At 60.2% G+C, this 26,552-nt stretch carries 33 protein-coding genes; 5 read left to right on the plus strand and 28 right to left on the minus strand.

Annotation, left to right across the window (positions count from 1 at the left end; all coding sequences use genetic code 11):
• Positions 1 to 39: 39 nt before the first annotated feature.
• From TU76_RS08480 to TU76_RS08490, 3 genes are all read right to left on the minus strand, one after another.
• Complete coding sequence (locus TU76_RS08480; protein ID WP_048351447.1) at positions 40 to 348, minus strand: AzlD family protein; 309 nt, start codon at positions 346 to 348, stop codon at positions 40 to 42.
• Complete coding sequence (locus TU76_RS08485; RefSeq protein ID WP_019825513.1) at positions 345 to 1,055, minus strand: AzlC family ABC transporter permease; 711 nt, start codon at positions 1,053 to 1,055, stop codon at positions 345 to 347. The genes TU76_RS08480 and TU76_RS08485 overlap by 4 nt, the downstream gene beginning before the upstream one ends.
• Positions 1,056 to 1,146: 91 nt before the next feature.
• On the minus strand, positions 1,147 to 1,467 hold the full coding sequence (locus TU76_RS08490) for a hypothetical protein (protein WP_037032280.1): 321 nt from the start codon (positions 1,465 to 1,467) through the stop codon (positions 1,147 to 1,149).
• Between the two features lie 119 nt (positions 1,468 to 1,586).
• Between TU76_RS08490 and TU76_RS08495 the strand changes: the two genes are divergently transcribed.
• A complete protein-coding gene (locus TU76_RS08495) occupies positions 1,587 to 2,408 on the plus strand; it encodes a helix-turn-helix domain-containing protein (protein WP_048351448.1) in 822 nt (273 codons plus the stop codon).
• 4 nt (positions 2,409 to 2,412) lie between these two features.
• On the opposite strand, the gene TU76_RS08500 is transcribed toward TU76_RS08495, so the two are convergent.
• Genes TU76_RS08500 through TU76_RS08555 form a run of 12 tightly spaced genes read right to left on the minus strand, consistent with a single transcriptional unit; the run spans position 2,413 to position 12,942 of the window.
• Complete coding sequence (locus TU76_RS08500) at positions 2,413 to 3,459, minus strand: hypothetical protein (RefSeq protein WP_048351449.1); 1,047 nt, start codon at positions 3,457 to 3,459, stop codon at positions 2,413 to 2,415.
• A 21-nt stretch (positions 3,460 to 3,480) separates the two neighbouring features.
• Positions 3,481 to 4,386: a flagellar hook-associated protein FlgL gene (flgL, locus tag TU76_RS08505; protein ID WP_019825507.1), complete on the minus strand. Its 906-nt coding sequence runs from the start codon at positions 4,384 to 4,386 to the stop codon at positions 3,481 to 3,483.
• Positions 4,387 to 4,422: 36 nt separating this feature from the next.
• A complete protein-coding gene (gene flgK / locus TU76_RS08510; RefSeq protein WP_048351450.1) occupies positions 4,423 to 5,787 on the minus strand; it encodes a flagellar hook-associated protein FlgK in 1,365 nt (454 codons plus the stop codon).
• Positions 5,784 to 6,902, minus strand: coding sequence for a lytic transglycosylase domain-containing protein (locus tag TU76_RS08515; protein ID WP_048351451.1), 1,119 nt, complete (start codon positions 6,900 to 6,902; stop codon positions 5,784 to 5,786). Before TU76_RS08515 ends, flgK begins: the two co-directional genes overlap by 4 nt.
• A gap of 13 nt (positions 6,903 to 6,915) precedes the next feature.
• Positions 6,916 to 8,019: a flagellar basal body P-ring protein FlgI gene (locus TU76_RS08520; protein WP_019825504.1), complete on the minus strand. Its 1,104-nt coding sequence runs from the start codon at positions 8,017 to 8,019 to the stop codon at positions 6,916 to 6,918.
• 14 nt (positions 8,020 to 8,033) lie between these two features.
• Positions 8,034 to 8,696, minus strand: coding sequence for a flagellar basal body L-ring protein FlgH (flgH, locus tag TU76_RS08525; RefSeq protein ID WP_019825503.1), 663 nt, complete (start codon positions 8,694 to 8,696; stop codon positions 8,034 to 8,036).
• Between the two features lie 8 nt (positions 8,697 to 8,704).
• Positions 8,705 to 9,490 (minus strand): flagellar basal-body rod protein FlgG, encoded by a 786-nt coding sequence (gene flgG, locus TU76_RS08530; protein ID WP_019825501.1) that lies wholly within the window; start codon positions 9,488 to 9,490, stop codon positions 8,705 to 8,707.
• A 20-nt stretch (positions 9,491 to 9,510) separates the two neighbouring features.
• On the minus strand, positions 9,511 to 10,239 hold the full coding sequence (locus TU76_RS08535; protein ID WP_037032268.1) for a flagellar basal body rod protein FlgF: 729 nt from the start codon (positions 10,237 to 10,239) through the stop codon (positions 9,511 to 9,513).
• Positions 10,240 to 10,248: 9 nt separating this feature from the next.
• Complete coding sequence (gene flgE / locus TU76_RS08540) at positions 10,249 to 11,436, minus strand: flagellar hook protein FlgE (protein WP_019825495.1); 1,188 nt, start codon at positions 11,434 to 11,436, stop codon at positions 10,249 to 10,251.
• Positions 11,433 to 12,158, minus strand: a complete 726-nt coding sequence (locus TU76_RS08545; RefSeq protein ID WP_048351452.1) for a flagellar hook capping FlgD N-terminal domain-containing protein — start codon at positions 12,156 to 12,158, stop codon at positions 11,433 to 11,435. Before TU76_RS08545 ends, flgE begins: the two co-directional genes overlap by 4 nt.
• On the minus strand, positions 12,158 to 12,586 hold the full coding sequence (gene flgC, locus TU76_RS08550) for a flagellar basal body rod protein FlgC (RefSeq protein ID WP_048351453.1): 429 nt from the start codon (positions 12,584 to 12,586) through the stop codon (positions 12,158 to 12,160). The genes TU76_RS08545 and flgC overlap by 1 nt, the downstream gene beginning before the upstream one ends.
• Positions 12,587 to 12,591: 5 nt before the next feature.
• Entirely contained in the window at positions 12,592 to 12,942 is a 351-nt protein-coding gene (locus TU76_RS08555; protein ID WP_019825490.1) for a flagellar basal body protein, read from the minus strand.
• 218 nt (positions 12,943 to 13,160) lie between these two features.
• Here TU76_RS08555 and TU76_RS25385 point away from each other — a divergent pair, with 218 nt between their 5' ends.
• The 4 genes from TU76_RS25385 (at position 13,161) to TU76_RS08570 (ending at position 16,664) form a co-directional block, all read left to right on the plus strand.
• Positions 13,161 to 13,385 (plus strand): hypothetical protein, encoded by a 225-nt coding sequence (locus TU76_RS25385; protein ID WP_167523328.1) that lies wholly within the window; start codon positions 13,161 to 13,163, stop codon positions 13,383 to 13,385.
• A 6-nt stretch (positions 13,386 to 13,391) separates the two neighbouring features.
• Positions 13,392 to 13,856, plus strand: a complete 465-nt coding sequence (gene flgA, locus TU76_RS08560) for a flagellar basal body P-ring formation chaperone FlgA (RefSeq protein ID WP_167523329.1) — start codon at positions 13,392 to 13,394, stop codon at positions 13,854 to 13,856.
• A 113-nt stretch (positions 13,857 to 13,969) separates the two neighbouring features.
• Positions 13,970 to 14,845, plus strand: a complete 876-nt coding sequence (lafA, locus tag TU76_RS08565) for a lateral flagellin LafA (RefSeq protein ID WP_019825486.1) — start codon at positions 13,970 to 13,972, stop codon at positions 14,843 to 14,845.
• Positions 14,846 to 15,869: 1,024 nt separating this feature from the next.
• Positions 15,870 to 16,664 (plus strand): winged helix-turn-helix domain-containing protein, encoded by a 795-nt coding sequence (locus TU76_RS08570; RefSeq protein WP_019825484.1) that lies wholly within the window; start codon positions 15,870 to 15,872, stop codon positions 16,662 to 16,664.
• A 52-nt stretch (positions 16,665 to 16,716) separates the two neighbouring features.
• Here TU76_RS08570 and TU76_RS08575 read toward each other — a convergent pair whose 3' ends face one another.
• From TU76_RS08575 to fliH, 13 genes are all read right to left on the minus strand, one after another.
• Entirely contained in the window at positions 16,717 to 17,634 is a 918-nt protein-coding gene (locus tag TU76_RS08575) for an OmpA family protein (RefSeq protein ID WP_048351454.1), read from the minus strand.
• Positions 17,621 to 18,496, minus strand: coding sequence for a flagellar motor stator protein MotA (gene motA, locus TU76_RS08580; RefSeq protein ID WP_019825479.1), 876 nt, complete (start codon positions 18,494 to 18,496; stop codon positions 17,621 to 17,623). Before motA ends, TU76_RS08575 begins: the two co-directional genes overlap by 14 nt.
• A complete protein-coding gene (locus TU76_RS08585; RefSeq protein WP_048351455.1) occupies positions 18,481 to 19,233 on the minus strand; it encodes a FliA/WhiG family RNA polymerase sigma factor in 753 nt (250 codons plus the stop codon). Before TU76_RS08585 ends, motA begins: the two co-directional genes overlap by 16 nt.
• Before the next feature lie 7 nt (positions 19,234 to 19,240).
• Positions 19,241 to 19,687, minus strand: a complete 447-nt coding sequence (locus TU76_RS08590; RefSeq protein ID WP_048351456.1) for a flagellar basal body-associated FliL family protein — start codon at positions 19,685 to 19,687, stop codon at positions 19,241 to 19,243.
• A gap of 61 nt (positions 19,688 to 19,748) precedes the next feature.
• The gene (locus tag TU76_RS08595; protein WP_048654680.1) at positions 19,749 to 20,843 is read right to left on the minus strand and encodes a flagellar hook-length control protein FliK; all 1,095 of its coding nucleotides are present in this window, start codon (positions 20,841 to 20,843) and stop codon (positions 19,749 to 19,751) included.
• 2 nt (positions 20,844 to 20,845) lie between these two features.
• Positions 20,846 to 21,163 carry a hypothetical protein gene (locus TU76_RS08600; RefSeq protein ID WP_019825471.1) on the minus strand — a complete coding sequence of 106 codons (318 nt, stop codon included), beginning with the start codon at positions 21,161 to 21,163 and terminating at the stop codon, positions 20,846 to 20,848.
• A complete protein-coding gene (gene fliS, locus TU76_RS08605; protein ID WP_019825470.1) occupies positions 21,147 to 21,530 on the minus strand; it encodes a flagellar export chaperone FliS in 384 nt (127 codons plus the stop codon). The genes TU76_RS08600 and fliS overlap by 17 nt, the downstream gene beginning before the upstream one ends.
• A gap of 9 nt (positions 21,531 to 21,539) precedes the next feature.
• Positions 21,540 to 22,865, minus strand: coding sequence for a flagellar filament capping protein FliD (gene fliD, locus TU76_RS08610; RefSeq protein WP_048351457.1), 1,326 nt, complete (start codon positions 22,863 to 22,865; stop codon positions 21,540 to 21,542).
• A 281-nt stretch (positions 22,866 to 23,146) separates the two neighbouring features.
• Entirely contained in the window at positions 23,147 to 23,581 is a 435-nt protein-coding gene (gene flgN, locus TU76_RS08615) for a flagellar export chaperone FlgN (protein WP_048351458.1), read from the minus strand.
• The gene (locus TU76_RS08620) at positions 23,578 to 23,859 is read right to left on the minus strand and encodes a flagellar biosynthesis anti-sigma factor FlgM (protein WP_048351459.1); all 282 of its coding nucleotides are present in this window, start codon (positions 23,857 to 23,859) and stop codon (positions 23,578 to 23,580) included. The genes flgN and TU76_RS08620 overlap by 4 nt, the downstream gene beginning before the upstream one ends.
• 74 nt (positions 23,860 to 23,933) lie before the next feature.
• Entirely contained in the window at positions 23,934 to 24,371 is a 438-nt protein-coding gene (locus tag TU76_RS08625; protein ID WP_048351460.1) for a flagellar FliJ family protein, read from the minus strand.
• Positions 24,372 to 24,534: 163 nt separating this feature from the next.
• Positions 24,535 to 25,854 (minus strand): flagellar protein export ATPase FliI, encoded by a 1,320-nt coding sequence (gene fliI / locus TU76_RS08630; RefSeq protein ID WP_048351461.1) that lies wholly within the window; start codon positions 25,852 to 25,854, stop codon positions 24,535 to 24,537.
• Positions 25,855 to 25,857: 3 nt separating this feature from the next.
• Positions 25,858 to 26,550 (minus strand): flagellar assembly protein FliH, encoded by a 693-nt coding sequence (gene fliH, locus TU76_RS08635; protein ID WP_019825463.1) that lies wholly within the window; start codon positions 26,548 to 26,550, stop codon positions 25,858 to 25,860.
• Positions 26,551 to 26,552 lie beyond the last annotated feature (2 nt).

A 26,552-nucleotide genomic window follows, 5' to 3' on the forward strand; every position in this document is an offset into this window, starting at 1 on the left:
AGTCGACCCAACCCTCGGGTCGACTTTTTCATCCGGCCTTCAGAGATGCCTGAACACTGCCGCTGCTACAACGCCCGCCGCAATTGCGGGCAGTGGTTTCTTGAGCACCAGCATCACCACTCCAGTGGTGAGCAAGGCAAGTCGTGCGCCGTTGTCACCGTTAAGTGCCAGCGGCGCCAGCAGCGCGACCAACACTGAGCCCGACATGGCGCTGATAAACTGCTGCACACGGTAGTTGATGGGGACGAAGGACATTACGAAAACGCCCCCCAGGCGCGTGACCAAAGTGACCACGGCCATGATCAAAATGATGATTAATGTGCCGTAACCTGCGCTATCAATGCTCACTTTTTCTTCTCCATCCACACAGCGCCAAGAACGCCACCCGCCAGAGCCCCGACCACCACATGGCTATTTTCAGGCAAGTACCTGTGCGCCAGCAGTGACGAGGCGGCTGCCACACTCCAGATGACCAGCATGCGCAGGTTCTTTTGCCCTCCGACCACCATGGCCAGCAGAAAGCAGCCCATCACCATGTCCAGACCCAGACTGACCGGGTCCTTGATATCACTGCCAAAGTACACGCCCAGCCAACTGCCCAGCACCCATGCCGCCCACAGGGCAATACCGCCGCCCAGAATCAGGCCTATGCCTGACTTGCCGCTGTTGAATGCCTGCATCGACATCGCCCAGTTGGCGTCCGAGATCACCAGCATCACGCCGTAACGCTTGGCGGTGGGAAGCTCGCGCAGCCAGGGATACAAGGTCGCCCCCATCAAAAGGTGCCGCGCATTGATCGCAAACACCGTCACGATCAATGGCACAACGGGCACCTGCGCACCCCACAGGTCCAGTGCCGCGAACTGCGAGGCACCGGCAAACACCAGGGCGCTCATGAGCAGGCTCGCGCTGTCGTCCAGCCCTGTCTGCGCGGCAGCAAGACCAAACGCAACGCCAAAGACCACCACAAACAGAGAAATGGGCAATAGCTGTTTGAAGCCTCCCCAGACTTCATTCCAATTCAGCTCGACCGAGCTTTTATCACCACTCAACAAAACGTCACCTCATCTGTTCCACTGCATGCTTTTGTTATGCCAGCATTCTGCGGGTTTAAATTTAATCCAGACAAGGCTTAAGTGTTAAAAGCTACATTCGTTTCTCAATGGCCGGGCGAAACCCGTTAACCACGATGTACAGCAGTGGCCCCACGGACACGAAAACGGCCGTCACCACCATGTAAGGCAGCACAGCCCCCAACGATCGCCCTTTGGCGCGTGCATCCCGGTACATCCAGACACAGGCCAGGGCCGCGAGCACATAAAGATCAATCACCACCTGAGCCGTGTCAGGGCTAGACATCAGCCCCAGACCGAACTCGACAAGGGACTGATCCGCCTGCCACATCGTGTAGGCCGTGTAGGCAGAGAAGCCCAGTAAAGTGGCGAGTGCCAAATAAGGTCTGTTCATGTGGTTTCCCGGGATAACAGTGGGCGATAAGGTGCAGCCACGTTAGTGATACTTTTGCCTCACCCGCAATGACCTCGCAGGTCATGGACTCAGACCTTTACCAGTGCCAGAGTTGACGCATGAACAGCCAATCCTTTCCCCGCACCACTGCCCCGACAACCGCCGGCCCGCAGTTACGTTTGCTTCGTCGTCAAGCCAGGTTGAGCCAGCTGGAGCTGGCCTTGATCACGGGCATTTCCCAGCGCCATTTGAGTTGCATTGAAACCGGACGGGCCCGCCCCGGCCCCGGCACTCTGCACAACTTGCTGATGGCCCTGGAGGTCCCGCTGGAGCAGTGCAACAGCCTGTTCCTGGCGTCCGGTTACGCACCTCGCTACGAAACCACCCCGCTGTCCTCCCCGGCAATGGACGCCGTGCGCGACGCCATCACCCATGTGCTGCACGCCAATAATCCTGCTCCGGCGATTGTGCTGGGCAGCCACTGGGAAGTGCTGGCAGCCAATGCCAGCACCCAAGTGCTGTTCGATCTGCTGGGGCTGCCTACCGACGCTACGCAGGGCTTGAATCTGCTGACCACCCTGCTGCAACCCGGCGGCCTCGGCGACCACTTGATCAACCCCGAGCAAATCCGCAGCATTGCCTGGCAACGGGCAACCCGCGAGGCGCTGGACAACCCGCTCCTGGCCGAACTGCTGCAAAACCTCGATGCCCCGCCGTCCTGCTCAGCCGTGAGCAATGAGCTGCCACCGCTGGTGTTGACCCGTATCCGCTCCCCCCACGGCGAGCTGAATTTCATGTCAACGTTCACCACATTCGGCATGCCGCTCGACATCACGGTGACGTCTTTGCGCATCGAGCATCTGATTCCTGCCGATCCAAAAACCTGGCAGACCATGACGGCCGCATACGCCCGCTCACTGCTTGAGCAGCCTCCTGGCTAGAGGCTCAGCCCATCAACCCGACCACCCGGTGCCGCGACACATTGGCCTGGCATTGCACCAGTTGCGCCACTTTCAGGTAGTCACTGCCCTGCCCCCCTTCGCGCTCGAACACACGACCGGCAAAGTCGTGGGCCCAGCGCTTTTCGTCCTTGCTTTCGTGGCGACCGATCTGCTCCCTGACATGCCCCTGGCGCTGGTTGAGTTGCTCAATCACCCCGTTGACCCGCACCAGCCCTTTGTCCACCGTGGCCATCAACTGTCGCAGCTCGGCCCGGCCCGTACCTTTGGGCGCAATCAAGGGTGCGCCCAGCAGGTTTTCCTCCTTGCTGTGCACCGGGGTAAAACTGGCCCGGGCGAAGAGTTTGTCTTCACCCTGGATCGACATCTGGCCCTTGAGCTTGCCCCATTGCGACTCGGTAGCCGAGAAACGCAATTTCGCTTCGTCGTTGACCTCGGCATGCAGCCCGGCCTGGGCCAGGCTGGTGTTGAAGCGGCGCAGGATCTGGCGCTCGTTCATGTCATCGTCCAGCACCACGGCAATCGGCCCCGGCATGTGCCGTCCGGCACTGAACAGCAGGGTCTCACTGCCCGAGGCCTGCACGGCGTTCAGCGATTCCAGCCCCTGAATGCTGAAACGGCTGCGCAGCGGCTGGTCCAGGTTAAGGCCCAACTGGGCATCGACACTGGAGGCCGATAACCGGCTGCGGTTCTCCAGCAGGTCGTTGAGGCGCTTGACTGAACGGGACAGGGTTTCGCCATCCAGTCCGCTCTTGGCCGGGCCATTAAGGCTGCGGCCAAGATCGCGCTTGAAACTGCTCAGGTGTTCGGTCACCTGGGTCAGGTACAGATGCGCGGCCTGAATCGAAGAAGACTGCTGGTTCAACTGCAGGCTCAGCCCGGCCATTTTCCCCGGCTGGCGCTGCACGCTGGCCAATTCGGGCGGCTTGGCATTGCGCACACGTTGCTGGGGCACGCTATCGCGCTGCTGGGCCTGAGTGCGCATGCCCAAGTCATAAGAGGCAATGGCCGTGCGTTCGTTTACAACTTTCATGTCGGGTGTTCCGGTTCTGGGTTACATCAGGTCAAACAAGGAAATGGCGGCCACGCGGGTGTAGACCTTCTGGCTGGCCTGCATTGAAAGCTCGTAGCCACTGACCTGCAGGAACGCAGCGCCCAGGTCCAGCTGCGACAGATCGCCCTGGACTTTCTGGTTGGCCAGCGACACATCGGCGTTGCCGTTGCCCAGCAGGGTCAGGGTGTTCTGGCGCCCGCCCAGTTCGGTCAGCCCGCCGAGCACGCGGCCGTGGGTCTGGTCCAGGGTGTCCAGCGTGTCCTTGAGTTGTTGGCGGGTGGCCGGGTCGTTGGGCGCGGTCTTGAGGCTGTCGACCAGGCTGTGCAGAGTGTTCAGCAGGTCGGCATTGGGGCCCAGTATTTCCCTGGCCGTCACGTTGTCATCGATCATCACGCCATTGCCCACGACCGCCTGACGGTGCTGGTCGTTGCCAGTGACGCTATAGATGCCGCTGGCCGGGTCAAAGGTCACCGCCTGGGTGTCGCTGAGCGTGCCGGAAAACATGTAGTTGCCCGCTTCATCCTTGGCGTTGAAGTAACTCATGATGCTGTGTTCCAGGCTCGACATTTCATCGGCAATAGCCGAGAGATCCTCGCCGCTGTTGCTGTCGTTACCCGCCCACAGCAGCAGATCGCGCACGCTGAGCATGGCGTCGGAGCCGGACTTCAAATAGGTCTCCTGCACCATCAGGTTGTCCGATACCCGGCCGATATTGAGGTTGTATTGCCCCAGGCTGGCCTGCTCGCGTTCGATGCGCATCAGTCGGGCGTTGGCAATCGGGTCGTCCGAGGGCCTCTGGATGCGCAGGCCGCTGCCGATTTGCGCCTGCAACTTGCCAATCGCCTCGGCGTTGCGGTTCATGTTGGCGTGCATCAGGGCAGAGGTTTGTACGTTGGTCACTCGCATGGTCGTGGGCCTTTACTCAAGTCGGGGTGCCGGGCTTCAAACAGCCGCCAGAATGGTGTCGAAAATACTGTTGGCGGTCTGAATGACCTTCATATTGGCCTGCAGAGCCTTGTTGTAATCCATCACTGCCTGGGCTTCCTCGGTATCACTCACCGCACTCACGCTGTCGCGCTGGCTCTGGGCCTGCTCGGTGACGGTGATAGCGGACTTGAGGTCGGCCTGGTTCTGTCGGCTGGCACTGGCCACATCCCCCAGCATGCCGCTGTAGGCTTCGCTCAAGGTCACCGAGTTGCCGCCCACCGTGACCTTGGTGTTTTTCAGTTCGATCAGGTCCAGCAGCACCTGGTTGTTGCCGCTCTCGCCCGCAACGCCAGACAGCGCCAGTTCCTCGGGCTTGACGTTATTCATTTGCAGCAGGCCGTTGCTGCTGTTGGGGTCGAACGTCAGCAGCGGGTTGCCCGGGTTGCCATTGAGGTCAAAACCGGTCGCAAGGGTGTCATTGACCAGGGTAGCCAGCGCCCCGGCCATTTCCTTGAGGCTTTCACGGGCCGGCAGCAAGTTGTTGTACTCGGCGTTGTAGAGCCCGCCGAACGCGCCGCCCAGGGTGTCCTGACGCAACGGGAAACGGGTACCAGAAAAATTCAGCGCCACTTCCTGTTCACCCGCAGCGTTGAGGGTGATCGACAACTGGCCCGCGGTTTTGCCGCTGACCAGCGGCTGGCCGTTGGCGAAGGAGACGGTCAGGGAGCCGTCGCTGCTTTCGCTGACACGCACATCTGCGTACTTGCTCAGCTCGCCCACCAGGGATTCGCGGTGATCACGCAGTGCAGAACTGTCGGCGCCGGTGGATTCGGCCTGCACGATTTTCTGGTTGAGCAGCGCCAGGTTATTGCTCAGGCCGTTAATTTCGGTGCCCATCGCCGAGCGTTGCTCATGCAGGGCCTTGAGCTGATTGTCGATAGTGCTGTTGAGCCCGTTGAAGCGCTGGGTGAGATTTTTCATCTCGGACAGGATCTGCTGGCGCAACGGGATATCGCCGGGGCTGCTGCTAGCGGCGCTCAGGGCGGCATAAAAGTTGTTGAGCCCGGTACTCAGGTTGGAGCCCTCGCCCGACATCACGCCTTCAAGCGAGCTGAAGTAGTCCTGACCGGCCTGGTAGTAGTTCATGTCGGTGGTGGCACGCCACAGCTGCTGAGTCTTGAAGTTGTCGCTTATGCGCTTGACGCCGATCACGTTGACCCCGCCACCCACCTCCTGGCCCTGCCCGCCGACCGAACCCGTCTGGACGGTCAAGCGGCTGTAGCCCGGGGTGCGGATGTTGGCAATGTTCTGCGCTGCCGCGTTCAGGGCGACTTGCGCCGCCGATACTCCGGAATATCCGATCTGGCCCATGAGGCTCATGTTTCAATCTCCTTGCGCGCAACCCGCATGTTCTGGGCAAAGGCCGGTGAACGAAGTTCGGCTGCACGGCTGACGGTGGAAGTGAGGTCCTGTGTGCTTGAGGCGACCGGAACGGCGCCCGGCTTAAATACCAGGTCATCAATAGGCCCGCTGCGCGAAGTAGCAGACGGCGCCCTCGGCGACACACCGGTCTGGCCAAGGTCGGCCAGAATCGAACGGGTGTAGTTGCGGGTTTCTTTGAATGGAATACGCTCGACCCACTGACTGACACTGATCGTGCCCTTGCGCGGGTCGCCATTGCTCTTGAGCCACTCATCCACACGCCCGGGCCCGGCGTTGTACGCCGCCACCGCCAGCGCCGTAGCGCCGTCATAGCGCTTGAGCAGTTTGTCCAGATACGCCGTACCCAATTGCTTGTTGTACTCGCCATCACGGGTCAGGCGCTGCTCGCTGTAGTGCAGGTTCAACTCCTGGGCCATTTCCCGGGCCGTTCCCGGCATCAGTTGCATCAAGCCACGGGCGCCCTTGGGCGAGACCACCGCAACCCGCCCGCCCGACTCGTGCTGAATGACTTTTTCCACCAGCGCCACCAACCCGGCAGCCCCCTTGCCAAGGCTGTCGATACCGCGCTGCCAGGTGTTGACGATGGGTGCCAGCAAGCTGTCGACCCTCTGTGGTTTCGGGGCAGCAGACGGCAAATCATGGTGGGCTGCCCGCACATGGGTCAGCGCCTTGTTGGCTGCCAGCAGGCCAGCCGGTGCCACAGGCGCGCCACATTGCCCGCTCTGGGCCGGGGCCGCGGGGGATGTGGACGGCATGCCCGGAGACAGCTGCTTGACCAGCATGTCGGCAATCCCGGTTTTGCGATGGCCGGCCAGCTTTTCGGCCAGCGCTTCGTCGTGGAACTCACGCAAGGTGTCGCCCTGGCGGCTGCGCAATGGGCTGCCCTCGGACAACACATCGCCCGCCTTGCGCATTTGCTTGAGGATCTGCTGCAAGAACATGGCCTCGAACTGCTCCGCCACATTTTCAAGACGTGCCTGGCGTGGGACGGCCACATCGGCAGAAGACTCCTGCCCCGATTTTCGGTGTTGCGAAATTTGGGTAATGCTCATGGTGAAAAGGGCCTTAAATCACGATCAATTCAGCGTTCAGGGCACCGGCCTGTTCCAGTGCCTGCAATATGCTCATCACATCATCCGGCGTCGCCCCGAGGCTGTTCACCGTCTTGATGATGCTGTCCAGGTCGGCACCGTCGGGCCAGGCGAACATGGGGTTGCGCTGCTGGCTGACATCAATGTCGGAGCGCGGGACAACGGCGGTCTGCCCGCCCGAAAACGCGCCCGGCTGGCTGACTTGCGGGGTTTCGCTGATGGTCACGGTCAAGGTGCCGTGAGCCACCGCCGCCGCCTTGACCCGCACCCCTTGCCCCACCACCACGGTGCCGGTGCGGCTGTTGAACACCACCTTGGGCCGGGTTCTGCCTTCCTGCACGTCCAGGGATTCAAGGATGGCCATGTAGCTGACGCGCTGGCTGGTAGCAATCGGCGCCGTGACCGACACCTTGGTGCCATTCAGGGCCGTGGCGCTGCCGGCGCCAAAACGTGCGTTGACCGCTTCGGCAACCCGGCTGGCCGTCTGGAAGCTGGGTTTGCGCAGGTTGAGCATCACATCGCTGCGTTCGTTGAAATCGCTGGGGATCATCCGCTCGACCGTCGCCCCGTTAGGGATCAGGCCCGAGTTGGAGCTGTTGACCGACACACTGGAGCCACTGCGCCCCGAAGCCTTGACCCCGCCCACCACCACGGCGCCCTGGGCCAGTGCATAGACTTCGCCGTCCACCCCCATCAGCGGGGTCAGCAACAGTTGACCGCCGCGCAGGCTTTTCGCATCGCCCAGGGACGAGACCGTCACGTCCAGGGACTGCCCGGGACTGTACGATGCCGGAATGCTCGCGGTGACGGTCACTGCGGCCACGTTTTTGAGCTTGGGATCGACATTGGGCGGCAGGTTGATGCCGAACTGCTTGATCAGGTTGGCCACTGACTGGTTGGTGAACTTGACCTGATTCTTGTCGCCGCTGCCGTCCAGCCCCACCACCAGGCCATAGCCAATCACCTGGTTGGAGCGGATCCCTTCAATATCCACCAGATCCATCAAGGGCGCCGTGTGTGCTGGCATGCCCAGCAACAGGGCCAGCGCCGCCAGCCCACTGTATAAAATGCTTCGCATAAAAAACTGTCCACTCACATCGGAAACAAGGGGCTGGCAAAGAAGCGCGTCAGCCAGCCTGCCGAGTTGCTGTCGTTCAGCACGCCTCGCCCGGCATAGGAGATACGGGCGTTGGCCACACTTTGGGACGACACCTGGTTGTAGCGGTTGATATCGTCCATGCGCACCAGTCCGGCCAGACGGATGAATTCGTCGCCCTGATTGAGGCGCAGCGCCTTCTCGCCCTTGACCAGCAAGGTGCCGTTGGGCAGCACCTTGTGCACCGTTACCGCAATCGAGCCTCGCAGGGTGTTCTGCTGCGAACTGTTGGAGGAACCGGAAAAGTCACGCCCCGCACCCAGCTTGGTTTCCAGGTTGGGATAGGCCTTGCCCAGAATGGTCGGCACATCAATGCCCACGCCGGATTTTTTGCCAAAGCTGGTGCCGGCACTTTTGCTCGACTGGGTCGACTCATCGAGCACGATGGTCAGAATATCCCCCACCCGTACCGCACGTTTGTCCTGGTACAGCGAGCCGCCGAAACCCGAACGGTACAGCCCGCCACTGCTGGTCGGTGGAACGCTGTAATCCAGCGGCGGCGGTTCAAAAGCACTGGAATCCTCGTCAGGCAGGATTTCGTTGAAGCTCTGGCAACCGCCGAGCACCAACAGCAGAGAGAACAGGATGAAAATACGCATAATCCTGCTCAGACGGTCTGGTTGAGGAACTGCAACATACCGGACGAGGCGTCCAGTACCTTGGCATTGGCTTCATAGGCACGCTGGATGGCCATCATCGAGACCATGGCTTCCACCACTTCGACGTTGGACCCTTCCAATTGGCCCTGCTTGAGCACACCCAGGCCGTCCTGACCGGCAACACCTTCAACCGGCACACCGCTGGCGACGGTTTCCTGATACAGATTGCCGCCCAGGGCCTGCAAGCCTGACGGGTTGGCAAAGTTGACCAGGGTGATCTGCCCCAGCTGCACCGGCTCGGTGCCGCCCGGCAATACCGCTGTGACAATACCGTCGGTGCCCACCATAAAGTTCTTGTGCCCTACGGGCAGTTGGATCGCCGGGGTCAGAGGCAAGCCCTGGGTGTTGACCAGCATGCCTTCGGCATTGAGCTGCAATTGCCCGCTTTCGGTGTAGTACGTCTCACCGTTGGGGCCTTCTATCTGGAAGAAGCCCGGCCCACTGATGGCAAGGTCCATCGGCTGGCCGGTGGTCTGGATATTGCCTTCGGTGAAGACTTTTTGCGTGCCCACCACCCGCACGCCGCTGCCCAGTTGAATGCCAGAAGGCACGGTATTGACTTCATCGGCCTGGGCGCCGGGCGGGACTTCGATGCTGTAGAACAAATCCTCGAACACCACGCGGTCGCTTTTGAAACCCACGGTGTTGACGTTGGCCAGGTTGTTGGCCACGGTGGCCATCGCCTTGTCTTGCGCGGCGAGGCCGGTCTTGCTGATCCAGAGTGCGGAGCTCATGTGTTAATTCCTGTCGGCCATCAATTGGCGCGAATCAAGCTGTTACCCGCCGTGGACAAATCCTCGGCGGCTTTCATCATCTTTACCTGGGTCTCGAACAACCGGCTCAGGCTCATGGTGCCCACCAGTTCATCAATGGCCGAGACGTTGCTGGCCTCCAGAAAACCCGAAGCCAGTTGCACGTTCTCGTCGGTGGCTGCAGGCATGCCATCGCGGGTTACCAGCAGCCCGGCGTTGTCCTTGCTCAGTTGGGCCGCGGGCACATCCACCAGCTTGATCTGGTCGACTTCGACCATCTGCGGCTCACCCCGGGGCAACACGGAAATACGTCCGTCGTTGGCAATGCGGATGGAGTCGAACTGGGGCAGCACGATCGGCCCGCCCTCGCCCAGTACCGCACGGCCATTGATGGTCAGTTGCATGTCGGCGTCCACCTGCAAGCTGCCGTGACGGGTATAGGCTTCGCCGTCCTGCCCCTGTACCGCGATCAGGCCCGGGCCCTTGATCGCAAAATCCATGTCCCGGCCGGTGGCCATGAGCGCGCCAGCTGCCAGGTTCACGCCATTGCTCTGGGCCATTGCCAGATGGCGGCTGTCGTAGCCATAACCTTGCACCGGCACACTGACGGACTGTTCCAGATCACTGCGAAAGCCCGGGGTGTTGACGTTGGCCAGGTTATTGGAGCGCACGGCCAGGGCAGTCATCGTGCGGCTGGCGGCGGTCATTGCCGTGTATCCCAAACGATCCATGGGTCAGCCTCAAATGGAGTTGAAGAGCACTTGGGTCAGCTCTTTGTTGGTCGACAACACCTTGCTGTTGGCCTGGTAGTTACGCTGGCCTTCCATCAGGCCGACCAGTTGCTGGGTCATGTCGACGTTGGAGTTCTCCAGCGCCCCCGCCGTCAGGTCGCCAAACAGGCCGGTGCCCGGGGTGCCTATCAACGGGTTGCCCGACTCGCCCGTGGCGCTCCAGCGCGTGGCGTTTTCGTTTTTCAGGCCGTTGGGGTTGATGAAGTTGGCCAACACCACCTGGCCTTGCAGCATCCGCTCACCGTTGCTGTAGGTGGCATAGACCTTGCCATCCTTCTCTACGGTGACACCGGTGTTTTCACCTGCGGGATAACCGTTCGGATTGTTGGTGGCCACCACGAAATCCGAGGCACTCTGGGTGCTGCGGGTGTAGTCGATATTGATGTTCATGGCATCCACGCCCGGCAGCGCGAAGTTGATATTGACCGGCCCCACCGGGGTGCTCAGTTGGCCCCTGGTATCGAAGGTCATCGGCTCGGGGCCGCCCACCTCAGTGTTGCCAACGTAGTAATGGGCCTCCCAGGTGTTGTCCCCGGTCTTGACGAAATACTGCGTCAGCGAATGCTGTTTGCCCTGGGAGTCGTACACCGGCGTGGTTTGAGTGCTGGTGTAGCTGTTGAGGTTGGTCGGGTCGAACGGCGTGACTGTGACCACGTCCTTGTTGGCGTCCAGATTGACGGCAAAATCGATTTTGTCCGTGGCCTTGGCCCCCAGATTGCCGTTTTGCAGGCGCAGATCGCCCACCACACCGACCTGCAGATTGCCCGCAGCATCGACTGGGTAGCCTTGCAAAAATTGCCCGCTGGCATCCACCAGATAGTTGTCGCGGTCTTTGCCAAAGGCACCGGCGCGGGTGTAGTTGATATCACCGCTTGAGCTGCGGGTTACGAAAAAACCGCTTTCGGAGATCGCCAGGTTCAAGTTGTTGCCTGTCGCAAAGTGCGAGCCGCCCAGGCCCATGCTTTGGGTCTGGCCCAGTACCCCGACGCCCATCGCCTGGGTGCCGGAGTACAGGCTGCCAAACTCGGTACGCGATGACTTGAAGCCCACGGTGCCGGAGTTGGCAATGTTGTTACTGATGCTGTTGAGTTGCTGGGACACGGCATTGAGGCCGGTCAGGGCAATATTGAAACTCATGAACGTTGGCCTTGTGCAAATTGACTGAGAGAGCGCTGAAACGGGTTGGAACCACTGCGTGGCAGGAAGCTGGTTAACGGCGTGGGTTCACTGAACTCGGTGATCTTGTAGAACGGCACATCCCCCACGCCCTCAATGGCGAGCACCGGCCCGTCACCGCCCAGGCGCACGCTGCTGACCTTGCCCTTGACTTCAACCCTCAGGCTTTCACCGCTGCTGGATTTGACCTCGATATCGTATTTGCCCGGTTTGAGCCCCAGCGCCTGCGGATCGATTTCAAAACCGACACGGCCAGGCTCACTGGGTGGCAGTGGAATTTCGGTCTTCACGCCGTTGGCATCGGTGAGCACTACCACCAGATCCGAAGCGCTGTGCTCCAGTTCCACCTCACCCTGGATCGGTTTGTCGGTGATGTTCAGTTCATCAACCGCCACCTTGACCACCTGCCCCACCAGCGTGGAGGCGCTCAGGTACTGCAGGTTTTCCAGTAGCACCATGTTGTTTTCAGTCAGTGCCGACATTTTTTCCAGGCTTTGTACCTGGGACATGGTGGCGAACTGGCTAAGGAACTCGCTGCTGTCCACCGGTTTGGTGGGGTCCTGGTTCTTGATTTGCGCAACCATCAACTGAATGAAGGTGTTCTGCATTTCGGCACCGTTGGATTTGGGGCCTTGTTGACCGCCACCCCCCGGGGTGACGTTGTCATTGTTGACTGTACTCATCAGGCTTCTCCCAATTTCAGCAGGCCTTGCTGCATGCTCTTGATACGGTTGAGCACTTCCACCCCGGTTTCAAAACTGCGAGTGGCGGACATCATGTCGGTCATTTCTTCGATTTCGCTGATGTCCGGGTAGTACACATTGCCGGCGCGATCAGCCAGGGGATGGTCGGGTTCGTGACGCGTTTTCGCTTCGCGCCCCGCCGTCACCACATCCATGACCTGCACGTGGGCGCCGCCCATGCCGACGCCTCGGCTCAACTCGTTGTTTTCGTAAACTGCGGCGAATACCGGCTTGCGAGCCTGATAAACATCCTTGGCGGCGCCTGCGGCGGAATCCACGTTGGCCAGGTTGCTGGCCACGGTGTTCAGGCGCACGGTCTGGGCATTCATCGCAGAGCCGGCAATCTGGTAAATGGAGTCAAAAGCCATAGTGTTCAGCGTCCTTCGATGGCCTGTTTGAGGCCTCGAAATTTCATGTTGAGAAAGGTCAGGCTGGTCTGGTAGTCCGACGTGCTTTTGGCGAAGGCGGCCTGCTCCACACTCAACTCCACGGTGTTGCCGTCTTGTGCTGACTGCGCCGGTACGCGGTATTGCAGGCGGGCCTGCGTGCTCAGACCGGAAGATGACGCGTTGCGGCCCATTTCTGCGGCGAAGTCCAGATCCCGGGCCTTGAACCCCGGGGTGTCTTCGTTGGCCAGGTTGGCGGCCAGAATTTCGGTGCGTTTCATATGCAGCCCGAGCGCACGCGTATGCACACCGAGCGCGTCATCTATCCTTATACTCATTGCCTGTACCATTGATTGAAGTTGAGGTCATGCCTCTTGCCCGCAGGTAATTGCAGGAAGCGTGCCCACTTCAAAAAACAGGTTTAACTTGCTGATTTAAAAGAAATTAAATGAATACACGAAGAGTGTTAGCGGCCGCTTTGCTTCCGCTTCAGGCATCTAAGGGAGCACCAGGAGGAAGGCGCATTTCCTCTTGCGCGCCCATCGGCGCTCTACTGTTGCTGGCCTGCTCCGCGGCGGTGGCCGACGAGGCCCTTGACCGGCAAATCGATCAAGCCGTGGGGCAGTACTTCACCCTGCAGCTGATAGACAAAACCGCAGACCAGGGCTGGCAAGCGTCGCGCTTGACCCACAAGGTCTTTGCCCTGCCTGAAGGGGCGCCCACCGCCCCCTGCGAGCAGCCACTACAGATAGACAGCAGCGGGCATGACTGGCGGGGCTAAGGCCGCGTGCGCCTGACCCTCACGTGCGCTGCACCCCAGTGGTCGGTTGACGTCACCAGCCAGGCCACGGTGTTTATCCGGGCGGTGGCCGCCGCGCAGATCATTGAGCGCGGGCAACTCATCACCCAGGCCATGCTCGGGTACCAGGAAGTACCGGTGACCCGCCAGAGCACCGGGCTCTTCAACAAGGTGGATGAGGTGGTCGGCCTGAGCGCCAAGCGACGCACCCGCAGCCAGCAAGTGCTGACCCGGGACATGCTGGTTGCGCCCTGGCTGGTCCGCCGTGGCGAACGCGTGACGGTACTTGCCAACCACGGTGACATTCATGCCAGCACCCAGGGTGAGGCCCAGCAGGACGGACGCCTGGGCATGGTGATCAGGGTCAAGAACACCGCCAGCGGTAAAATCATCGAGGCCAAGGTGATCGGCAGCGGCAAGGTCAGCAGCACCTTTGAGCCGCCTGGAAAATAATTTGCCAAGGGATTTAAGTGCGTCGAATCATCGGTCGCCTTTTGAGTGTCAGCGGGCAGAACAAGCTGCACCGCCACAATTTCAACACTCAATGCTCACCAGGAATTTCGATCATGGCCCTGACTATCCACACCAACTACTCCTCGCTGCTGACCCAGACCAACCTGAACAAGACCAACAACGCCCTGGCCGTCAACCAGCAGCGCCTGGGCACTGGCCTGCGCATCAACTCTGCCGCTGACGACGCCGCTGGCCTGCAGATCGCTACCCGCATGAACGCTCAGTCCAAAGGCATGGCGGTGGCCCTGCGTAACGTCAGCGACGCGTCTTCGCTGCTGCAGACCGCTGATGGCTCGCTCAACGAATTGACCGACATCATGCAGCGCATGAAAGACCTCGCCACACAGTCTGCCAACGGAACGAACAGCGACGCCGACCGCACCTCGATGCAGGCCGAGTACGACGAGTTGGGCAAAGAAATGCACAACATCATGGAGAACACGGCTTACGCTGGCGAAAAACTGTTCGGCAGTGACGGCACCACCGGCAAATTCGGTTCGGCCGTGGCGTTCCAGATTGGCGCCAGCGCCGCAGAGACCCTCGACCTTGACCTGTCGGCACAAACCTCCGGCCTGGGCACTGAACTGGGCGGCTTGTCTAAGAGCTACGGCGCAGCCCCGGTATCCGGCACTGAAATCTCCACCAGCACCGCCGCCAACGCCCAGATCACCGCATTGAGCGCTGCGCTGGACAGCGTGGGCGAACTGCGCGGCCAGTTTGGTGCCAATATCAACCGCCTCAACCACACCGCCAACAACCTGTCCAACGTCAAGGACAACACCGAAATGGCCCGTGGGCGCATCATGGATGCCGACTTCGCCAGCGAAAGCGCGATGATGAGCAAGAACTCCATGCTGATGCAGTCGGGCATCTCCATGCTCAAGCAAACCGGGCAAATGCCGAGCATGGTTATGTCCTTGTTGGGCTAAAACCCAAGGCAGGACGCTTGAACAAAAACGCCCCCGAAGTGATTCGGGGGCGTTTTTTTATCCTGACGCACTGTGGTGTGAGAGGACGGAGGGGATGAAAACGCCTCCTGCTCCACCCATGCTTTTCTCGTCCCAATAAAAATGGCCCGCTGAGCGGGCCATGTTCACAGGTCTGTCAATCAGGCCTTGCGCCATTGCTCCATGCCGACCTCGTCGAGCATCCAGTCCCGGCTGGGTTGAATGGGGCAGCCCCAGACAGTCGTGCAGGGTGATCGCGGTGGCCGGTATCGGGTAATCAGGTGATTCCAAACCAGGGCATAGGCCGTGGCCGCAAAGGTATACGGCGTGGAGATCAACTCGCCTTAGATTTGCGGGGCCTGCAGGGCGGGCATCAAGGGGCGGGTCACATCTATGGGTTTGTCCATTGAAAATGTCTTTGCAGAGGGCGGCGATCCGCAAGCAACACAGGGTCAAGCCCGCCACCCTTGTCGGCCAGACTCTGCATGCCTGCGGTCTTGGGTGGGCCATTGCATCACGATTATTACAAACAGTTCTCAGCCTCATTGCAGGGACCATGCCACCTCTTAGATATTTTTTATCTTGTTGTTTTATATGCACTTATTATAAATTTACGAGGCCCTCCAAAGCGTGTTTTTCCTCCTCTGTACCCTGGCTCTTCCGCCAGAGGGAAGCAGGCTTTCCGCTGTTTGGCATGATTCGTACAGGCATTACGCGAGTGTTAGCCATTTACCCAAGCGTCACGTTCGGACAGGCCCGACAGAGTGCTTTTGGATACCGGAAAGTAGAGCTGCACCTCGACAGGTTAACCCTTTGAAAGAACACTCTTTTTGTGAATATTAAGAGCGGGGACAACCCGTCAAGGGCTTTGCTTTAGCCGGCTTCATTCAGGCTCAGTGCTGAGGGGGGATTACGATTCGCCCTTAATTAAAATCAGAAATACCCTACATGAGTCGCCGAAGACTGAAGCGTAAGATTGCGCTCCCTAGCATGGTGACTCCTCTGAATGAACACTTTTGATGCGAATATGAAGACCGGTCACAGCCAGCAACATGCTTTATTCTGCCCGGTGCTATACACGCTGACATTGTTCAAGGATGAAGAAAAACGCACTGTCGAATTGGGGTTTTCCGGCGGTCGCCTGCTTGAACGTCTGTTGCAAGAGCCCGGGCAGGTGATCGACCGCGACACCCTCGTGGCCTATGCCTGGTCAGACCGTGTGGTCGGCCCCGGCAGTCTCAACCAGCAGGTCTATACCCTGCGCAAGATCCTGGGTGACGAGAAAAACCTGCAGATCATCCAGACCGTGCCGCGTCGCGGCTACCGCCTGAATCCAACCTACATCATTGAACAAAGCAGGCTGGCAAGCGCCACACCGCTGCCCCCCCTGGCAACCGGGCAGGCAACCGCGCAGCCTTATGCAGCCCCTGCACGGGCGCCCTCCGGCATGGGCCGTCGGTTCATGGCCATCACCGCGATTACCGTGGCGGTTGCCGGCTACTTTTTCGCCCTGCCGTCTCCTGAGCTCTATGCCAGCATGCAGAGAGTAGGGACCAATACCGTGATGTATGTCGATCAGCAGGAACCCCAGGTCAAGGAGCTGATCAAAACGACCCGTACGCTCAGCGAGCGCATGATCCAGCTGAGTGATCAACCGATCGAGCTGGCGATCGTTGGCAGCGCCGATGGCGAGTACCAGATCTATTGCTCCCTGCACTCGGGCCAGCACCATGTGCTCAAGCTGCACCGTGACGACATTCAGAGCGTCAGTGATGCACGCCTGCGCGACTGCGTAAACTGAGCGCCCGCCAATAGAATCTGCGCGGCTACCTGCCGCGCAATACATTACCCTTCTAGTTAACCCCACGAGCCGCTGCTGGCTGGATGTAATCAACATCGCCCGGCGCATAACGCGCATGGCCGTCAGCAAACAGTTGGCGGTACAGCGCCTCCGCCTGACGCGTCAGCAACAGCAGTTCGATACGCCGGTTAACACCGCTTTGCGGCTCCTCAGGGCGCAGGGGCATGCCATCTGCCTGGGCCGAAACCTGCAACACGCCCTTGACCGGCAAGCCCGCGGCGACCAACCCCCCCCTGGCTTGCAAGGCACGCTCGCCGGACAGGTTCCAGTTGTCATAGTCGCGCTTGCCGCGATAAGGCGTGGCATCGGTATGGCCGCTGATGATCAGCTTGTTGTCGATCTTGGCCAGTTCTTGCGCCAAAGCCCCCAGCAGGGTACGAAAGTGCGGATTGATGCGGGCGCTGCCCCGCTCGAACATAAAGCGCGTGGCATCATCCTTGATCAGAATTCGCAGACCCTGGGGCACGACTTGCACCTCGATATTGGCCAGTGCATCCGTACGCTCGGCGAGCAGGCTCATCAGCCTGGCCAGTTCCTGCATATCAGCCTCGGATTCGTAGCGCTCGGCCTGCAGCGGTGCTGTGTCTGGCGCCAGTGGCTGTGCCAGGGATGCCACAGAATCGGCCTTTACGATCTCCTGGGCCACGGCGCTTTCAAGCGGCACGGCACTGACACCGTCGAAAATACCGGCACCCCCTTCGAACACGGTGTCATAACCCTCCCCCCTGAGTGCCATACGCTCTGCATCGGCCTGGGGCTGAATGATCCACAGCACCATGAACAACGCCATCATGGCCAGAGTGAAGTCCGCAAACGCGACCTTCCAGGCGCCGCTGTGCAGCACTTCATGTCCGCGTTTGCTGCGGCGCTTGATAATGATTTGCTCGCCTGACTCGCTAGCTCGTCTCATTGACCCGGTCCTCGTAAGCCGTCACCCAGTCTTCCAGGCGCTTGAAGGTCGGTTTGACGTCCTGCTCAATCAGTTTGCGCCCGGCGTCTACGGCCAGCAGCGTCGGCTTGCCCGCCAGATGCGCCACCAGTGTGGTGCGCACGCACTCAAGGGCCGACATCTCGGTGCGGATACGCTGAGCCATCGCATTACTCAAGGGCTCCATCAGGCAGTAGCAGAAGAAGATCCCCAGGAAAGTGCCTACCAGCGCAGCCGCAACATGGGCACCAATTTCGGCGACCGAGCCGCCGATGCTGTCCATGGTGATAATGATGCCGAGGATGGCGGCCAGAATCCCGAAACCGGGCATGGCTTCACCCACCTTGAACAGCGAACGGGACGGCAGCAGCAGGGCTTCATGCATGGCGTCCAGTTCTTGCTCCAGAAAGCCTTCCATCTCATGGGCGCTGATCTTGCCCATCGCCATCAGGCGAAAGTTGTCGGCAATAAACGCCATCAGGTTTTTTTCCTGAAGGATCAACGGGTACTTGCTGAAAAGATCGCTTTGCTCAGGCTCCTCGATATGCGCATCCAGCGCCTTGAGCCCCCCTATTTCAACGGTTTCCATCAACTCGTAGAGCAACATCAACAGCTCGCGCTGGAACTGTTCGCCACGGCGGCGGAACGAAAAAACCCCCTTGGTCTGATGCCACATTTCAATCAGGACTTCCTTGGGGTTACCGATGATCAGGCTACCCAGCGCTGCGCCCACGACGATCAACAATTCGGAGGGCTGCCACAACACGTTCAGTGAGCCACCCGCCCAAGCGAACCCCCCCAGCACGCAGCTGAGGATGATGATTGCACCTAAAATTTTCTGCACGTCACATTACTCTTGGTTAAAAAATGATGAGCCTTCTCGATCGCCTGCTTGCTGATCTGGCAGACCCTGGCATCGCTGATGTCGAGTACCAGGCCGATTTCCTTGAGGCTCAACTCATGCTGGTAGTAAAGCGTCAGCACCAGGCGCTCGCGCTCGTTGAGCGGGTCCAGTGCCTGAGCCAACAGGCGCTCGTTGAGCACACGTTCCTCAACACCGCGACCTGAATGTTGAAAGTCCTGACTGCCATCACACAGCAAGGTATCGAGGCTTTCGATGGCTTCGGCCGCTTCTGCCTGCAAGTAGCCTTGATACTGTGTTTCGCTCAGCCCCGTGGCCTTGAGCACTTCTTCATCACGGGGTGCTCGACCCAATTGCCGGGTCAGGCTGCGCAGGGCGTCGCGCACTTTGTGCGCCTGCTGGCGCACTTGCCGGGGGCGCCAGTCCAGGCGACGCAGTTCATCCAGAATCGCCCCGCGAACACGCAGGGCGGCAAAGCGCCCAAACTGCTCATCCGGGGTGCCGTAGCGGCGCAACCCCTGCAGCAGGCCCATCAGGCCAATCTGCTCCATGTCCTCACGGTCCAGCACCTGGCTGGCCTGTAGCGACAGCTGATTGACAATGCGCTTGACCAGCGGCAAGTAGCTCAAGATCCAGTGCTGCTCAACATCCGGAGTCAGTGTTTGCGGGCAGTGATCTGCGCCACTCGATCCGTGATCGACCAAACTATGATTGTTCATGGCGTTGTTACTGCACCAGCAACTTGCTGACCAGCGCACCGCTGAACGGTGCTGTCAGACCCTTGCTGGCAAAGTCCTGTCGCAACCGGGTCTCGATCCGGCCTTGCACCTGATCAATACCCAGTTGGCGCAACTCATCAAACGAAAGCTGAGACAACGAACTGATCACCGAATGGCGTACCAGCGGTTCGATCTGTTTGAGGGTGTCAGCTTTTAGACTGGTGTCCGCCTGCAGGGCCAGATCAAGCACCACATAGCGCTCACGCCCTTGCCCCGGCAGATTGACGATAATTTTTTCGATCGGGTAAAACGCCAGGTCACTACTCGGCTGTACCACCCCTGCGGTCGCACCCTTGATCATCGGGCGCAAATACAGATAACCACCCACCGCTGCACCCACGGTGATCACCGTGTTGAGCCCCACTATTAATAAAATGACGCGTGACATCGACATGTAAAAGTTCAATCCACTTGGAGTTCAGTTTCGGTTTGGCCGTACAACGGCGCCAGGGAGGTCAAACGGTCACCAGCACGCCGTTGTCGCGCTGCGTGGGTAAATCTGCGGGCGCCTGCCCATCCTGTACGGCATCGGCATCGGCAATGGCCGATTCACGGGCTGACCGGCCCTGATCACGGGAGGAATGCCCTCGCGAATCGCTGGACACCTGCACGTTCACTTGCAGGCTGTTCTGCTCCACCAGTTCCTGGCGCAAGCGTTCGCTGGTGGCCGCCAGCAAACGCGCAACATCGGTCTGGGCAGCGGAGATATGCACGCTCAGGCGGCCGGATTCATGACTGATGAAAATTTCCAGGCTGCCCAGTTCAGGCGGGTCCAGGCGAATCGTGGCTTGCTGAAAACGTTGCTGGACCTGCACCTCGACGGTTTCACGCAGGGCATGGAGCATTTGCTCCCCCCAGCGGGCCTGCGGTTCTGCCAACTTGAGCCCGCGTTCCAGCACCGGACCTGAAGTCTGGGGGGCCGGCGTCAATGGCGCAGGCGCAGGCGCAGCAGCCCCCTCTGTGCCCGACAGCGCCTCGAGCGTGGCGGTCACTGCCAGCGACACGCCTTCACTGGCGGCACTCATAACGGGCATGACCATTCGCACTGCCGGTGCATCGCGCTTTTCCAGCATCATTGCCAACCCGTCGACGGGCAGCTCGCTGGGGGTTCGGGCCTGCCCGGATACCGGCGCCATTCGGTTTGAATCACGGGCGGCAACCGGCTCCTGGGCGGTGTGTGACGCCATGCGGGCCAGCAGCCGTTCACCGGACACGGCTTGCACCGCCGGTGCAGCAACCTCACGGGCCTGAACCTGGGCGTTTTGCTGGCTCAGCATCATGTTCAACCACTGCTGCGGGTCCACGACAGGATCCTGTTGCAGCTCGGCTGCCGGCCCGGACTGCGCCTCGGCTTCAGCCTCGGGCAGTGGCTCGGTGGCGGTCAGCTCCACAGGCAATTCAGCCAACGGCAAGGGCGGATCGAGTTCGGGCTGCGGCGCCACGTACAACAGCGGCGCCAGATCGCCCATCACCAGGGCATCCTCGACAGGCAGGTTACGGGGATCAAAAGCGGCACCGATTCCGCCGAGCAGCGACAAGGACATGTCCATGACTAGACCTCCCCCTGCACACTATCGAGCAGGGAGTAGGCGCGACGCCCTTCCCCATGTTCGGTGTGACGGCCCAACAGGCCGCCAACACGCTGGCATTCTCGCGTGCAGCCCTGCAACGCCCGGGCATGCAGGGCTTTGAGAGGCTCCAGGCGCGCCTGCAGCTCTGCGCCCAGCTCACCGGTGACTCTCAAACGCTGCAGGCCCTGGCGGATCAGCGCGTCGATTTCGCCAATGCGCGCCCAGTCCTCTGCGGCCAGCGCGGCACTGAGCAATTGCCCCAGATGATCCAGGCGGCGCAAATCAATGGTGTGAGGCATTGACACCTTCCCAGCCGTCACGAATCTGCCCCAACAGATGCACAACTTCATCAATACCGGTAACCGACAGGGACACACTGACGTCCACCAGACGGTGCAGGCAGTAGTCGTAAAGCCGTGACAGGTCCTGCACCAGCTCACCGCCCTCTTCATAATCGAGTGTGCTGTTGAGTGCGGTGAGAATGTTCATGCACTTTTCCAGCGATTGGCCCTTGAGTTCGTAATGGCTGGCCTCGATGTGCCCGCGTGCCCTGCTCAGTTCATCGAGCAGACCATCGAACATCACCAGCACCAGTTCATACGGCGAAGCGGCACACACACGGACTTCAAGGTCGACTGCGCGGTACCCGTCATAGCTATCATTCATTTTTCAAAATCATCCAAACATGCTGAAGGTTTGCTCCATCGACGCCATGACCTGCGCCAATTGGGTGTATTGCTTGAGGTAACGCTGGTAGTGGTTCTGGTACTTGTTCTCCAGTTCGTCGAACTTGACTTCGACTTTCTGCAGCATGCTGTTGAGGTTGTCCTTGCGGGCCTTCATCGCTCCGGTGCTGGAGCTGGTGTAAACCGCCAGGCTCTTGTCCATGCTGTCGATCATGTTTCCCTTGCCGGAAAAGAGCTGTTCAAAAGCATCCGGGTTGGCGTCGAGCATCTTTTCAAACGCCTTGGTATCGACTTTCAACTTGCCGCTGGAATCCGCCAAAATGCCGAATTCCATCAGGGTGATACCGTTGAACTGGGTACGCAGCACGTTGTTGACCATCGACTCGACCGCGCGGATGCCCGAGTCGCCAGCCAGAGGCCCGCGTCCGCCCTTTTCTCCCCCCGCCGAAGTCAGCGTGTCGAAGGTGGCGAACAACGTATTGATCGCCGAGATAAATTCATTGAGCTTGCTGTTGGTGGCGCTCTGGTCACGGCTGATGTTCACGGTCAGCGGCTCGTCACCGGCCTGATGCACCTTGCTGAAAGTCAGGCTGACGCCGTCGATCATGTCCTTGAATGTGTTGGAGCCCTGTTGCAACTTCATGCCGCTGGCGTCAGCACCCAGGTACACAATCGCGTCCTGGCCCTTGGACAGTTCCTGCCGGTTGCCCAGGCTGGCTTCCAGGGCACTGCCAGTGGCATCGGTGCGTAATTCAATGCGGTTGGCTTCGCCGGTTTCCTCGGCGCTCAGTACCATCGTCACTTCGCCGCCGCTGCGTACCAGCGTGGCCTTTACGCCCTTGTTGTCAGGGTGGGCATTGATAGCCGCCGCCAGCTCTTCCTGGGACAGGCTGCCGTCGCCATTGCTGTCGCCCGCGCTCAGGTCCACGGCAAATTCCTCGCCGTTCTGCTTGATGTAGAACGTGCCGCTGGATGCCGCATCGGTACCCAGGCCTCCGAGTGCAACCTGATGCCGGCTGGCCAGTTGCTCGACAAAAAACTGGTAGCTGCCTTCCTTGGCGCTGGGGCCGAGGGTGGCACTGGCCATGCCTTCCTTGCTGAACACCGCCTGGTTGATCAGCATGCTCTTGTCGGTGCCCTTGAGCCCCTTGACCGCTGAACCGAGCGCCTTGAGCGCAGTATCCAGAGTCGTCACGGCCGCCAGCTGTGCCTTGTATTTGGTCTCGTTGCGCTGGGCCTGGGCCAGTTCACGCTGAACTTCATATTCAGCAAGAATCTTGGCCTGGGTCTGGATGTAGTTGGTATCAATTGCCATGTCTAATCTCTCCTATCCAAGGTAGTTAGCAAAGCCTATGCCAACATTTAACCTATTGATTTATAATGGTTTTTATAAAATTACCGAGAAACTCACCTTCCCCATCGCGGGTTTTCTCAGCCCCGGGTGGAAGGTGCGTTTCCGCCCTGTCGCCCACACTTAATCGTCAGGGCCTGTTTGTTGAAGGCGACCTGAATGGACAGTTGATTAATCCCTTGAGGGCAACGTGGCGGTAAACGATTGGGGGGCAGGCACCCGGTGCTGGCTGTGCACGCACCGGGTCAAAGCGAAGGGGAATACACCTGGGCACTGTCGTGATGGGCCAACTGCTGAAAAATCTCGCTGTGCATGGCCAGCAACTTGCCGTTGCGCTCATTGAGGTCTCGGCAACGCTCGACACTGACGATCAGGGTTTTCCAGGCGCGCACCAGGGTCGCGCGCCGATCGGGGGGGTACAGGTCGATCAGGCTTTGCATCGCATGGGTGTCGGTGCCCAGGTGAAACACCTCAAGCACCCGGCTGCGGCGCCGGGCACGGGCACCGGCGGCATCCATCAACGCCGAGATCTGCTCATTGGCCGTGGTGATGGCGTCACACTCGCGGGCCATCAAGGCCACTTGCAGATGGCTCATGCATCCGTGCAGCCGTGTAAACCCAGTCAGGTCATCGTGCACATCCTGCTCGATAACCTTGAGCAACTGCTCGCGCTGGCTCACCGCTCGCCCCGGTGATAGGTCAGCATGGCCCCGGCCAGCGTGGCGCTGTCGCTGCTCAGCTCACCGGCGGCCAGGGCGGCCTTGAGTTGCGCGACTTTGCTCAGGTCCACTTGCGGCAATTGCCCCAGCGCCGACTGGATGCGTTCCAGGCCCGGCTTGACCGGCGCCGGTGCGCTGATCGGGGCCACAGGACCGCCCGTGCTGCGCTCGCTGCTGCCGGACGCGGCGAGCTCGGATGGCTGGCTGATGCTGATAACAGGCTGTCGAGTGATTTCCATGATGGGTTCCAGAACGGGTAATACGGTGTAAAGGCGACCCTTTGGCGAACCGCTTAAGGACAAAAGGCAAAAAATCAGCCAAACACTTCCTGCGCCTTGTTGCGCCACCAGGTCTGGCTCGCCAGACCGTCCTGGATTTTCTGCTCCTGTTGCGCCAGGGTCGCCTGCCACTGGCGCATCTTGTCCTCGATAACCTGGACCAGCACCTGCTCCTGGCGCACCACGTGCTGCAACTCGTCCTGGATGCGTTTGAGGGTCTGTTCGGCCAGTTTCAGCTCGCGCACCTGCAAATTGATCATGGCATGCAACGTCGCCTTGTACTGTTGCTGGTTGTGGCGCTGCAAGGGTGTGGTCGTGGCGCTGGTAAAGCCGCACAGTCGGGTCAACCCGGCAATGTTGTTGCGATAGCGGTCGCACAGGTTCTGCTGATATCCGACCCGGCCCATGACCTGGCGCGCCTGGACTCCGCGCAATTGGGCCAGGCGGTTGAGCATGTTGATGCGGTTTTTCATGGCTGCATGCCCCGTTCACTCAAGCGATTTTTGCTTCTGTGGGAGCGGGCTTGCTCGCGATGATCGTCAACGATGACGCGTACTGGCTGAGTCAATGCGGCGCCCTGAAGACCATCGCGAGCAAGCCCGCTCCCACACACAAGCAGCGTTGTTTCACGACCGGTCATTTGACGATGCTCTGCAACGTGTCGATGCACAGGTTCAACGGTGCGCCGACCCCAACATCCTGACGCAGGAACCGCTCGATATTGGGTGCCAGCTTGACTGCACGATCCGTCACCGGGTCCATACCCGGGGTGTAGCCACCCAGCGGGATCAGGTCCTTGATACCCTCATAGGTGCTGCTGTACTCCTTGAACGTACGGGCCGCCCCCAGGTGTTGGCGCCCGGCCACCTGACTCATGCAGCGACTCACCGAGGCCGCCACGTCGATCGCCGGGTAGTGCCCCACATCCGCAAGCTTGCGCGACAACACGATATGGCCGTCGAGAATGGCCCGGGCACAGTCCACGATCGGATCCTGTTGGTCATCGCCTTCGGCCAGCACGGTGTAGATCGCACTCAGGCTGCCACTGCTGCTTTCCCCGTTGCCCGCACTCTCGACCAGCTCCGGCAGCATGCCGAAGACCGAAGGCGGATAGCCCTTGGTGGCAGGGGGTTCGCCCAGAGCCAGGGCGATTTCACGCTGGGCCATGGCATAGCGGGTCAGGGAGTCGATCAACAGCAGCACATGCTTGCCCTTGTCGCGGTAATACGCCGCAATGCTGTGGCACAACTCGGCGGCCTTGAGTCGCATCAACGGCGATTCGTTGGCCGGGGCCACCACCACCACGGCCTTGCGCAGGCCTTCAGGACCCAGGGAGTGCTGGATAAACTCCTGCACCTCGCGGCCCCGCTCGCCAATCAGGCCAACCACTACCACCTGTGCCTCGGTCTGGCGCGTGATCATGCCCAGCAACACACTCTTGCCCACCCCGCTGCCGGCAAACAGCCCTACGCGCTGGCCCTTACCCAGGGTCAGCAGGCCATTGATCGCCCGTACGCCCACATCCAGCGGCTCGCTCACCGGTTGGCGCTTGAGCGGGTTGACCCTGGGCAACTCGACTTGCAGGGTGTCGCGCCCGCTGAGCTTGCCCAGATCGTCCATCGGTTCGCCCAGACCATTGATCACTCGCCCTAACCACGACTCGTCGATGTGCAAGGCCTCTTCCTGCCTGGCGGCAAACACCCGCGACCCCGAACTCAGCCCCACCGGTTTTTTGAACGGCATCAAGTAGGTGATATCCCGATTGAAGCCCACCACCTGGGCATCGAGCATCTCCCCGTCAGCCTGCTCCACATAACACCGCTGCCCGGTCACCCGATGGCAACCCAGGCTTTCGAGCAAAATGCCGGACATGCGCACCAGCCGCCCGCTGACCTTGGCCAGTTGCACGGTATCCAGTGAACGCAGCGCCTCATCCAGTACAAAAGGTTTGTACACGCCTTACTCCTCGCTCAGGTTCATATGCTCGGACAGGGTCGCGACGCAGGCATCCAGACGCTGCTGGCAGCCCACGTCCACTTCGGCCTGGGGCGTCACGATGCGGCACTCCCCCAGCGCCAGCGTTTCGTTCGCCACCAGCCGCCAGCTTGCGGCGCGCTCGGGCACCAGATCCTTGATCCGTGCAAACTCCTGGGGATGCAGGTTGATGTGCACATTCACCGCCTCCAGCGGCATGGTCGACAGAGCCTCTTCCGCCAGGGTCAGCAATTGGGTGGGGTTCAGGGTCAGTTCGCAGCGAATCACTTGCTCCGAGACCTTTTTGACCAAGGCCAGCAGCTCCTGGCGACGGCTGTTTTCAAAGCTCGCCAAAAAGCTTTGCAGTTGCCGGTTGACGGCTTCCAGCGGCGCACTGGCCAGGTCAAAAGACGCTCGCCCCTGCTGGCGGCCCTGCTCCTGGCCTTCCTCTAAGCCCTGCTCACGGCCAGCGTCATAACCTTGCTGGCGGCCATGCTCCTCGCCCTGGACAAGGCCTTCCAGATAGCCCTTTTCATTGCCTTCCTGAAAGCCGTCCGCGATGGCGCGTTGCAGGGCAATCGGATCGTTTTTCCACTCCGGCGCCAAAGCCTCCGGTAACGGTGGAAAACGGTAGGGGCGCCAGTCTCGGGTCTTGCCCTTCAGTACGTTGATCGACACAG

Origin of the sequence: Pseudomonas psychrophila (assembly GCF_001043005.1) — a bacterium.
Lineage (GTDB): Bacteria > Pseudomonadota > Gammaproteobacteria > Pseudomonadales > Pseudomonadaceae > Aquipseudomonas > Aquipseudomonas psychrophila.